This window comes from Ruminococcus sp. RTP21484sp1_RTP21281st1_A8_RTP21281_210402 (assembly GCF_040914025.1).
GTDB classification, from domain to species: domain Bacteria; phylum Bacillota; class Clostridia; order Lachnospirales; family Lachnospiraceae; genus Blautia_A; species Blautia_A faecis.
Map to the genome: position 1 here is coordinate 64,905 of NZ_JBCPGE010000022.1, position 9,954 is coordinate 74,858.

The following is a 9,954-nucleotide window of genomic DNA, read 5'->3' on the forward strand; positions in this document are numbered from 1 at the left end:
TATGAGAAACACATTCTGAAGGTTTCCCAAATTATCGCAGCAGTCACCAAGATCTTATGCATGAGCATACTTCGGCTCGCTGCCTGTCAAAATATAGACACTGTCCACAGCCCTTAAAAAGCTGTGGACAGTATTTCTATTACCTTATTTAGTTATCAAATATCCATAATCATCGATCACTGCACAGATCAGCTTCTTCAAACCGTCATACAGTTTATCTGCCGGATCGTCTGCCTTGCAGTCTGTGATCAGGCCTACAAATCTGACCTTACAGGTCTTATTCTCTTTATCCAGAACAACAAAACCATCGTTCTTACTGTCTGCCATGTCTTTCTCATTTGCAAACAGAGTAAATTTATCCTTGTATGGTGCACTTGCGTATGGGCAGAAGCTCTTACAGTTGCCGCACTCATTACACATATAATCTACGTGAATCACCTGATTCATAGCCATTCCAGGAACCTTGATGGAAATATTGGCACGGTTCGGGCACACATCTACACAGTTCTCACAGACTTTGTTACAGGTAAGACATCTCTCTTCCTCTGTCTTCGCCTCTTTGCTGTGCTTCAGGATACCTTTCTTTTCGAAACAGTCTTTCACATCACCTGTCACAGCTGCATCTCTGGTAATCTCTTTGCCAAGAATATCTTTCACTGCCAGCTGTGCATCCCGGATTCCCTCTACGATGGTTGCTGCGCCTCTGGCGCCGTCTCCGGCAACATAGACACCACTCACGCTGGTTTCAAGAGTCTTATCGTTGACCTTTGCTTTTCCTCTTTCATCTACTGCGATCTGGTTGGCAGTGTAGAAATCGGTATCAATCTTTTCTCCAACAGCTACAATCACGGTGTCAGCCGGAACCTCTACCACATCTGCAGTCTCGGTTACACCTGCACGTCCGGAAGCATCCATCTGGCCGAGCTTCATCTTCTTGCAGAGCAGTCTGCCGCCATCAAGACTTACCGGAGAAAGAAGTTCCTTAAACTCAACGCCCTCCTCCAGAACTTCCAGAAGCTCATCCTCTGCAGCTGGCATATAGCGCTTGGTTCTTCTGTATACAAGATAAACATGCTCTACACCTTCTGTGCGTTTCGCAGCTCTTGCAGTGTCCATAGCAGTGTTTCCGCCGCCGATTACAACTACATTTTTGCCAATATTCAGCTTACCATCATTTGCCTTGAAATCACGAAGAAACTTCAGAGCGTTAACGGTCTCACCTTTTTCCAGTTTCAAAGTGCCAGGCTTGCCAGCTCCAATTGCCAGGATCACAGCATCATAGCCCTGTGCTTTCAGATCTGCCACAGAAGTGATTTCTGTATTTGTGCAGATCTCTACACCCATCTTCTGGATGAAAGAAATATCTTTGTCAATAGCAGCGTCTCCAATACGGAATCCAGGTATCACGTAACGGATCACGCCGCCGGCTTTCTCTTCTTTTTCAAAAATGGTAACTGCTGCGCCCTCTCTTGCAAGGAAGTAAGCAGCTGCAATACCTGCAGGACCGCCACCAACTACGGCGACCTTCTTACCGTTTGGCTCGCCAGCCTTGATCTCACCGATCAGCTGCTCATAGCCATGCTCTGCTGCTGTCAGCTTGGTGCCACGGATATTTACGGATTCTTCGTAGAAATTACGGGTACATTTGGTCATACAGTTGTGTGCACATAAGGTACCTGTAATAAATGGCAGGGCATTTTTCTCAAGGATCACTTCAAGTGCTTCTTTATATTTCCCCTCACCAGTCAGTGCTACATACTGTGGAATATCCTGATGGATTGGACATCCTTCAGAACACGGTGCATAGAAGCAGTCCAGAAGAGGAACTTCTTTTGTGCTCTTTCTGTTCGGAACCGGCTTAATGTTCTTCACATGATGCCCATCAGTAATAGCATCTGCTGCCAGCTTCTTCAGTGCATCCACATCGATTCCTTCCCATTTCTTCGGGCAGATTCCTTCCACCTTATCCGCTACCTGGGTAAATCTCTGATAGCCGCCTGTCTTCAAAAGGGTGGTAGCCATAGTTACAGGCCAGATACCGCATCCCACAATTTTGTCAATATTGAAATAATCTGCACCTCCGGAATAGGAAATTCGAAGTTTTCCTGCGAATTCAGCAGAAAGTTTGGCTGCAAGGGAAATGGACAATGGGAACAAAGCTTTGCCGGACATGTACATTTCTTCACTTGGAAGCTCATTTCGGGTAACATCAACCGGGAAAGTATTGGTAATCTTTACACCAAATTCCAGCCCCAGTTCTTCGGATAATTTCATCAGACGTGTAAGCATGGGGACTGCATCCTCATACTGCAAATCGTCTCTGAAATGGAAATCGCCGAATACCATATAATCATATCCCATCTCATCCATGGTCTTTCTTGCAAAATCATAGCCAAGAAGGGTCGGGTTGCACTTTACAAAGGTATTCAGATGTTTCTCTGTAAGCAGATAATTTGCAATGCTCTCAATCTCCTGTGGAGGACATCCATGCAGTGTGGAGATCGTAGCAGAATTACAGACATTGGATGGGATTGCTTCGATGTCTTCTCTGGTAAAGTTCTGGAACTTGTCAGCATTGTCCAAAAGCCATTTTCTGCATTCCTGGAAAATAACAGTGTCCTTTGCTTCCATCATTCCGTCAATAAAGGTATTGACCTTTTCTCCCTTAATTCCTGCAAGATCATATCCTACGGAAATATTAAACTGGAACCCATCCTGTGCACCCAAACCGAATTCTTTTGCAATCACATGAAGGATAAACCATGCCTTGATGTATTCGCCCATCGCGTCCGGAACAGTCAGCTCAGTAGACCATTCGCAGTTATAGCCCTCATCATCTGCAAGAATACAAGGTTTATTCACACATGCAGAAAGCTCTGCACCATCCATCTTCTGAACCGTCTTCAATTCAAAGAAACGGGCTCCTGCATAATAAGAAGCGATGATATTCTGTGCAAGCTGGGTGTGGGGACCGGCTGCCGGTCCCACTGGTGTCTCCAGGTTTCTGGTAAAAATAGTCATATCATTCTTCGGATCTGCTGTATATGGGCGATGTACCCCAAATACAGTGTCCTGCCCTTTTTTCTCCTGAAGGACCCAGTCCATCAGCTGCCCGAAAGGCATACATGTCATCATATCGCTCATATTTATTTTCCTCCGTTAATATCGTCAGCCAGTTCCTGTGCAGACTGACGGCAGTCAGCCATAACCTTATCTACGTCACAAACCAGCACTTCCCTGTCTTTCATAAGAACCTTGCCGTTACATACAGTAGTCACAACGTCATGTCCTGTAGTTCCAAACAGAAGATGTCCGTTTACATTGTCTGCTCTCATAGGTGTAAGCGGGTTGTAATCCATTACGATTACATCTGCAGCTGCCCCCTCTTTCAGAACACCAAGTGGTTTCTTAAAGTAACGGTTGGCAATAACTGCATTGTTCTCAAAGAGCATCTTGGGAACCTCACCCCATGCAGCATTTGGATCGCAGAGATGATGCTTGTGAAGGATATTGGCAACCTTCCAGGATTCCAGCATATCGTGGGTGTATCCATCAGTTCCAAGTCCTGTAACGATTCCCTTATGTACCAATTCCATAGTAGGTGGACATCCACAGGCATTTCCCATATTGGATTCCGGATTGTGGACAACCATGGTGTCAGTCTCTTTAATTAAATCCATCTCATGCTCGTTAATATAAATACAATGTCCCAGAAGCGTCTTCGGCCCAAGAATATTCCAATCGTAAAGTCTGTCTACAATTCGTTTGCTGTGCTCCTTCAGGCACTGATGAAGGTCATAGATTCCCTCTGCAACATGAATATGATAGCCAACACCGTCTGGCTTCAGTTCGTTACACAATTCCATGGTCTCATCGGAAATAGTGAAAGATGCATGCATGCCCATCATAGCAGCGATCATGTCGCTGTCATCTGCAAGTGCGTGTTTGATAAAGTTCACATTCTCCATTACAGATTCTCTGGACTTGTCCATGCCGTCACGGTCGGAAATTTCATAGCAAAGGCAGGTACGGACACCAAGATCCTTAGCTGCTGACTCAATAGCACTGAGGGAACCGGTAATATGTCCAAAGCTTGCATGGTGATCAAATACAGTCGTTACACCATTCCGGATACTGTCGATGTAAGTAGCCATCGCAGAAAGTCTGGTCTGCTCCAGGGTAAGATGACGGTCAATAGTCCACCACTGTCCATCCAGAATATCCAGAAAGCCCTTGGGATTATATCCTTTAATACTCAGACCTCTGGCAAAAGAGCTGTAGATATGCTCATGGGTATTGATAAATGCAGGCATGATAACTCCGCCTCTGGCATCTACAAATTCTCCATCCGGATATGCCTTCTTCACCTCATCTGTAGTCCCCACCATAACTATGGTGTTACCATCCATTGCAACTGCACCGTTCTCTATAAATGCCTTGGATGCGTCCCGTGTGATCATTCTTCCATTACCAATAATAAGCATATGGCATCCTCCTTTACTTGTTAAAATTGTTGAATCAAATAGCACAATTCAACATTTTTTAGGATATTTTATACAGATAATGTAACACATTCCCATATAAATTTCAATAGGAAATCTAAAAATATTTTTGGCTTTCTCAAAATTTTTGTTCAAACAAACTAACTGATCACAGCCAAAACACGCTCTAGGGCACGTTTGAAAATGCTTTCTACAAGCTGTACGTCACAATTCGAGGGAGATTTTGCCCGCAGTCTGCATAAACATGAAAACAAGGCAGTCTGTCAATTAAACAAACTGCCTTGTTCTCTCTATTAATGGATTTTTCAAACAAGCTCTAATCCATAGCTGATTTTCCATCTGCATTATTCGTATATGTATCTTTATAACTCCCGGATCACATGCAAGAATTTCCGGCCCTTTTTCCATAATTCAGGATCAATTTCCACCTCATAACCTTTGCCATTCTGCACATGCCAGTCATAAAAAGAGCGGTCTTCGTCTGCATATTCTTCCATAACATTCATGATCGTACCGCCATGCACCACAAGTGCTGCCAAAGAAATCCCATTACGGAGACAACCATTTACAGCTTTCTGGAAGCCGGTCACATTGCGTCTTTTAAATTCCTCTCTGCTCTCTCCTCCCGGAAATGGCAGTAGTCCACCAGAATCGATCCAGGACTGGTAATGTTCATTTCCGTCCAGTTCCTGATAATTTTTATTTTCAAATTCTCCAAAATCACATTCTGCAAGCTCATCAATAATATTCAGCTTTTTTCCGGGAAAAAGGATTCCTGCTGTCTGGGTACAGCGGATCATAGGACTTGCATAAACTGCCTGTACCTCCGGATAAGCAAGCTGCGCCAGCATATTCCCAGCCTCCGGACAAAGAGGTTCATCCGTTCTTTTTCCTATATATCTTTTTAACTTATTCCCCTGGGTTTCCCCATGACGAATCAGAATAAGTTTAAGCATTTTTGATCACCGTCCCAATTCCACATACTACACGTATTACCTTTTTGCTTTTTGATGCGAGATCCGTACAGACTCTTCCCACTGCCTCCCGGTATTTCCGGTCAAAAACATCCATGGGGACAACGCCGTATCCTACTTCCTGACTTACCAGAATGATATCCGGATTTTTCTCCCATAATTCTTCTGCCAGTCTGGCCACATCTTTGTCTGCTTTTAATTCTTTTTTGATATACTCCTGAAAATCAAGGACGCCCTCTGCATTCATAAGCTCTTCTTTTTCCAGATCGGCTCCCTTTTTCCAGCAGACATCAGGATGATGTTCTTTTGCATATGTGCTCTTTCCCTGAAAAGCACCTCCAATGATCATTTCCATTGTTACAATTTCTCCTTTTTTCCCAGTTCCCGGAGCGTGTCTGTAAAAGACTTTCTGCAAGATGTACGTCACAATTTGTGGGAGATTTTGCCCGGATGAGGGCGCATAGCAGGCTACGACAACCGAATTCGGGCAAAATATACCGCAAAGTGGGGCGTGCAGATTGCGGGAATGATTTTTCAGACACGTCTAGATAAATACAGAAACAACAGCCAGTACAACAGCCATTCCCACCTCACAAAGGCACAGAAAATATCCTGCCAGGTCACCTGTGATCCCGCCAAAATATTTCATTGCTTTATAATGATAATAAAGGAAAACAAGTACTGCAGTTCCAAATGCCAGAATACCCATCACAGGCTGGATCCATATCATCACCGCCAGCAGAATTCCAAGATAGACGATCAGCACATTTCGCACAATCATATCTTCTGCTTTTCTGGAAAATTCTGCTACAGTTCCATCTTTACGTGCCTTTGGAAACATCATGACACTGATTCCGGACAAACATCTGGAAACCATAAATCCGAGAGCCATAATCAAAAGTGCCCGCCTGTCCGTCCACAACTGGCTGTAAGCTCCATACCATATCAGAAAAAAAGCACAGGCTGTAATAACCGCAAATGCACCGGCATGGGAATCTTTCAGAATTTCAAGACGTCTCTCCCTTTCCTGCCAGGAGCTTAATGCATCCGAAGTATCCAGAAGACCATCTACATGGATTCCACCTGTCACCACTACCGGAACCAGTACAAGAACTGCTGAGACAAAAGACGGATTAAATCCAAATTTTCCGCCTGCCCATCCTACCAGATAAGAAAGCGCTCCAATTACCAGGCCGATAAAAGGAAAAAAACAGAATGTATATTTCATATTCTCCTTGTTCCAGTCTGCCATTGGCATAGGGATTTTTGAATACATGGCAAATGCCACTTTAAAATTATTCCACAGCATTTTCAATGATTTTTCCTCCTTTATGCCAGATTGGAATCCCATATACTACTTCAACCACCTCATCAGCCATTTTTCCAATGTTTTGATTGATTATCCCCAGATATTCCTGATAGCGGATGGTATCGCCCTCATAACTGGCTGCTTCGGAAAAAATCTCATTCGTGACAATCACCAGATGACGTACCTGGCTACTCAACTTTTTTATGCCTTCCAAAACGGCTTCCACAGTTTTTTCACCAGCCCCTTTTTCCTCAAACATCTCATTAGCGGCAAGATTGGACATACATTCCAGAAGAACCACAGCATTTTCCGGGAAATCCAGATTCTTCAATCCGGTATAGCATTCAATTGTCTCGAATCCTTTTCCTGCACGCATTTTCCGATGACGTGCCACACGCTTATGACTTTCCTCGTCATATGGATGCATGGTTGCAATATAGATTCTTTTTGCCGGTCCAAAAGATACTATTTTATCTTCTGCAAAAGCAGATTTTCCGCTTCCGCTTCCTCCGGTCACGACTGTCATCATATTAATTCAGCTCCTCGTACTGGTCCACGTGAATATCATCAAATGTACTTAATGTATTGTAAAGAGTAGCTCCCATATCAAGAAACGGACAAAGGGCAATGGCTCCAGTGCCTTCCCCAAGACACATGTCAGCATGAAGCACAGCTTCTTTTCCAAGCTCATCCAGAACAAGATGTGCTGCCGGTTCTTTGGACACATGACTGGCGATCATATAATCCGCTGCCTCCGGGCAAAGTCTGGCTGCTACAAGTGCGGCAACTCCGGAAATAAAACCGTCAATAAGAACCGGAATCTGTAATGCAGCTCCACCAAGATACACACCTGCCATTCCTGCGATATCAAGACCTCCAACTTTTGCAAGCACGTCTATGGAATCTTTTGCATCCGGCTTATTTAAATCAATGGCTTTCTTAATCGCCTGAATCTTGCGGGTAAGCCCATCGCTGGAAAGTCCTGCACCACGGCCAGTCATGGTTTCCACAGGTTGCCCCAGAAGCACAGATGCAACTGCACTGCTGGTTGTGGTATTTCCAATTCCCATCTCACCAGTTGCAAAAAGACGATACCCCTGAGCCTTCAGTTCTTCTACCATAGCAATTCCTGCTTCAATTCCCTTTATGGCTTCGTCTCTTGTCATAGCCGGACCTTTCGTCATATTGCGGGTTCCATACATAACTTTCAGATCTGTACGTGCTGTAGTATCTCTTACCATTCCCACATCTACTGGCTTTACATCCACTCCACACTGGTGGCACATTACACATGCGGTAGTGGTTTCTTTTACAAAATTATCTGCTACAATTGCAGTGACTTCCTGTCCTGTCTGGGTAACCCCCTCTTCTACCACGCCATTGTCTGCACACATGGCAACAAGAGCCTTTTTTCCAAGATCCACTTTCTCATCCCCTGTAATTCCAACGATCTGCGTAATCAGATCTTCCATTTTTCCAAGGGAATGGAGAGGCTTGGCGATGCTATCCCATCGTCTTCTGGCTGTTTTCATTTTTTCCTCATTCAGAGGCTTTATCTGTTTAAGTGTTTCTTCTAATGTCATGATTTCCTCCCGCTGGTAAATACCAGGAATTTACTGAATATGTAATTTAATGCCAGAACTACAAACTGGGTGATAAATTTGCCGGCCATATCATTCATGTGTATGATCTCTGCAAAGAACCATACGCCTGCTACTTCGATCACCATTGTTACACCTCTCGCTCCGACAAATTTGCAGAATGGACGGATATGGTCTTTCAAAGTCTCGCATTTGTCCTGAAAAACAAATTTAGAGTTTACCACATAAGCAAAAAGAATTGCCAGAATAATCGAGATCACATTTGCAAGATCTCTTTGAACTCCTGCCTGGCGCAGAAGAAAAAAGCTCACCAAATTCACCAGTGTAGTACATCCTCCAAAAAACACATAACGTACCACATCACTGGCATACAGTTTCTTAATGAGAGCAGTCATGGTTTACCTCCTGATAGACATCCTCTTTTCCACGAAGAATCTGGGAAATGATATAACGTGGACGCCGTTTTACTTCTTCGTATATTTTTGCAATATAATAGCCGATGATTCCAAGACTGAGCATAATAGCGCTTCCAATAAGCAAAAGAACGATAAGGGTAGTTGTATATCCCTCTACCGCTCTGCCGGCAAAAAATTGTACCAGCGAATAAATAATCAAAATCAGGGAGCATCCAAAGCATGCCCCTCCTACGACCGTTACAAATTGCAACGGTGCTGTAGTAAAAGCCACAATATTGGTAAACGCGTATTTTATCAAGGACCAGGTAGACCACTTAGACTGTCCAGCTTCTCTGTCCCGCACCTCAAATTCCACATAAGTGGTCTTAAATCCCACCCAGGATGAGGTCGCACGGAAAAACATATTTCGTTCTGGCATAGAAAGAATACTATTCACTGCTTTCCTGTCCATCATTTTGAAATCCGAAGCATTCTGCATATTCACACCTGTAGCCTTGGACATGATTCCATAGAAAAAGCCAGCGCTCTCTTTGTGAAGCAGACTTTCCGTTCCTCTTGATTTCTTTACGCCTTCGATTACTTCCCATCCCTGCTCCCAGAGATGGTACATGGAAATCAAAGTTTCCGGCGGGTGCTGCAGATCACAATCCATAACTGCCACCACATCTCCTGTAGCCTGGGCCATTCCTGCATATACTGCTGCTTCTTTTCCGAAATTTCTGGAAAAATGAACGCCAAGAACATTTCCATCTTTTTCTCCGGCTTTGGTGATTTCTTCCCAGGTTTTGTCTTTTGAGCCATCGTCAACAACAACTAGTTCGTAGGAAATGCCGGCTTCTGCTAATACTTCATGAAGAACACGACAGGTTTTTCCTACCATCAGTTCTTCGTTATAAGCTGGCAAAACCACTGATAATCTGCTCATTTTTTCATCCTCTTCTCTGCTGACAGCCTTGTATATTTATGTTTAAAACGTGACAGCAGATCTTATTCTTTTCGATTTTTCAACGTTCCCATTATATTACAAATCCAGTGGGCAGGCAACCTTAATTGATATTCTTCAGAATTTAATAACAAAAAAACGATAACCAACCGGCTACCGTTTCCGTTCTGTACCTTCAAAACTACATACATGTTACATCCTAATGGAAT

The 9,954-nt window shown here is 43.8% G+C and carries 10 protein-coding genes and 2 pseudogenes; 1 reads left to right on the forward strand and 11 read right to left on the reverse strand.

The window, feature by feature from the left end:
* Positions 1 to 144 precede the first annotated feature (144 nt).
* The 6 genes and pseudogenes from ygfK to AB5170_RS12030 form a co-directional block, all read right to left on the reverse strand.
* Positions 145 to 3,144, reverse strand: coding sequence for a putative selenate reductase subunit YgfK (gene ygfK / locus AB5170_RS12005; RefSeq protein WP_173769656.1), 3,000 nt, complete (start codon positions 3,142 to 3,144; stop codon positions 145 to 147).
* A 2-nt stretch (positions 3,145 to 3,146) separates the two neighbouring features.
* Positions 3,147 to 4,484: a putative aminohydrolase SsnA gene (gene ssnA / locus AB5170_RS12010; RefSeq protein WP_148463351.1), complete on the reverse strand. Its 1,338-nt coding sequence runs from the start codon at positions 4,482 to 4,484 to the stop codon at positions 3,147 to 3,149.
* A 158-nt stretch (positions 4,485 to 4,642) separates the two neighbouring features.
* Positions 4,643 to 4,756, reverse strand: coding sequence for a DUF6783 domain-containing protein (locus tag AB5170_RS12015; protein ID WP_368072567.1), 114 nt, complete (start codon positions 4,754 to 4,756; stop codon positions 4,643 to 4,645).
* 108 nt (positions 4,757 to 4,864) lie between these two features.
* On the reverse strand, positions 4,865 to 5,458 hold the full coding sequence (locus tag AB5170_RS12020; RefSeq protein WP_118583352.1) for a histidine phosphatase family protein: 594 nt from the start codon (positions 5,456 to 5,458) through the stop codon (positions 4,865 to 4,867).
* Positions 5,451 to 5,831 carry a bifunctional adenosylcobinamide kinase/adenosylcobinamide-phosphate guanylyltransferase gene (locus AB5170_RS12025; protein WP_195391939.1) on the reverse strand — a complete coding sequence of 127 codons (381 nt, stop codon included), beginning with the start codon at positions 5,829 to 5,831 and terminating at the stop codon, positions 5,451 to 5,453. Before AB5170_RS12025 ends, AB5170_RS12020 begins: the two co-directional genes overlap by 8 nt.
* Positions 5,767 to 5,954, reverse strand: a pseudogene (locus tag AB5170_RS12030) (DUF6783 domain-containing protein); the annotation flags it as partial. The pseudogene AB5170_RS12030 and the gene AB5170_RS12025, both read right to left, overlap by 65 nt.
* Between AB5170_RS12030 and AB5170_RS12035 the strand changes: the two are divergent.
* Positions 5,937 to 5,984 (forward strand): annotated as a pseudogene (locus AB5170_RS12035) (DUF6783 domain-containing protein); the annotation flags it as partial. The pseudogenes AB5170_RS12030 and AB5170_RS12035 overlap by 18 nt on opposite strands.
* A 36-nt stretch (positions 5,985 to 6,020) precedes the next feature.
* Here AB5170_RS12035 and cobS read toward each other — a convergent pair.
* Genes cobS through AB5170_RS12060 form a run of 5 tightly spaced genes read right to left on the reverse strand, consistent with a single transcriptional unit; the run spans position 6,021 to position 9,727 of the window.
* Positions 6,021 to 6,785: an adenosylcobinamide-GDP ribazoletransferase gene (cobS, locus tag AB5170_RS12040; RefSeq protein ID WP_330386335.1), complete on the reverse strand. Its 765-nt coding sequence runs from the start codon at positions 6,783 to 6,785 to the stop codon at positions 6,021 to 6,023.
* Positions 6,772 to 7,314 (reverse strand): bifunctional adenosylcobinamide kinase/adenosylcobinamide-phosphate guanylyltransferase, encoded by a 543-nt coding sequence (locus AB5170_RS12045; RefSeq protein ID WP_195391937.1) that lies wholly within the window; start codon positions 7,312 to 7,314, stop codon positions 6,772 to 6,774. The genes cobS and AB5170_RS12045 overlap by 14 nt, the downstream gene beginning before the upstream one ends.
* A gap of 1 nt (position 7,315) precedes the next feature.
* Positions 7,316 to 8,368, reverse strand: coding sequence for a nicotinate-nucleotide--dimethylbenzimidazole phosphoribosyltransferase (gene cobT, locus AB5170_RS12050; RefSeq protein ID WP_173771962.1), 1,053 nt, complete (start codon positions 8,366 to 8,368; stop codon positions 7,316 to 7,318).
* Entirely contained in the window at positions 8,365 to 8,781 is a 417-nt protein-coding gene (locus AB5170_RS12055; protein WP_173771960.1) for a GtrA family protein, read from the reverse strand. Before AB5170_RS12055 ends, cobT begins: the two co-directional genes overlap by 4 nt.
* The gene (locus AB5170_RS12060) at positions 8,765 to 9,727 is read right to left on the reverse strand and encodes a glycosyltransferase family 2 protein (RefSeq protein WP_118583340.1); all 963 of its coding nucleotides are present in this window, start codon (positions 9,725 to 9,727) and stop codon (positions 8,765 to 8,767) included. Before AB5170_RS12060 ends, AB5170_RS12055 begins: the two co-directional genes overlap by 17 nt.
* Positions 9,728 to 9,954 lie beyond the last annotated feature (227 nt).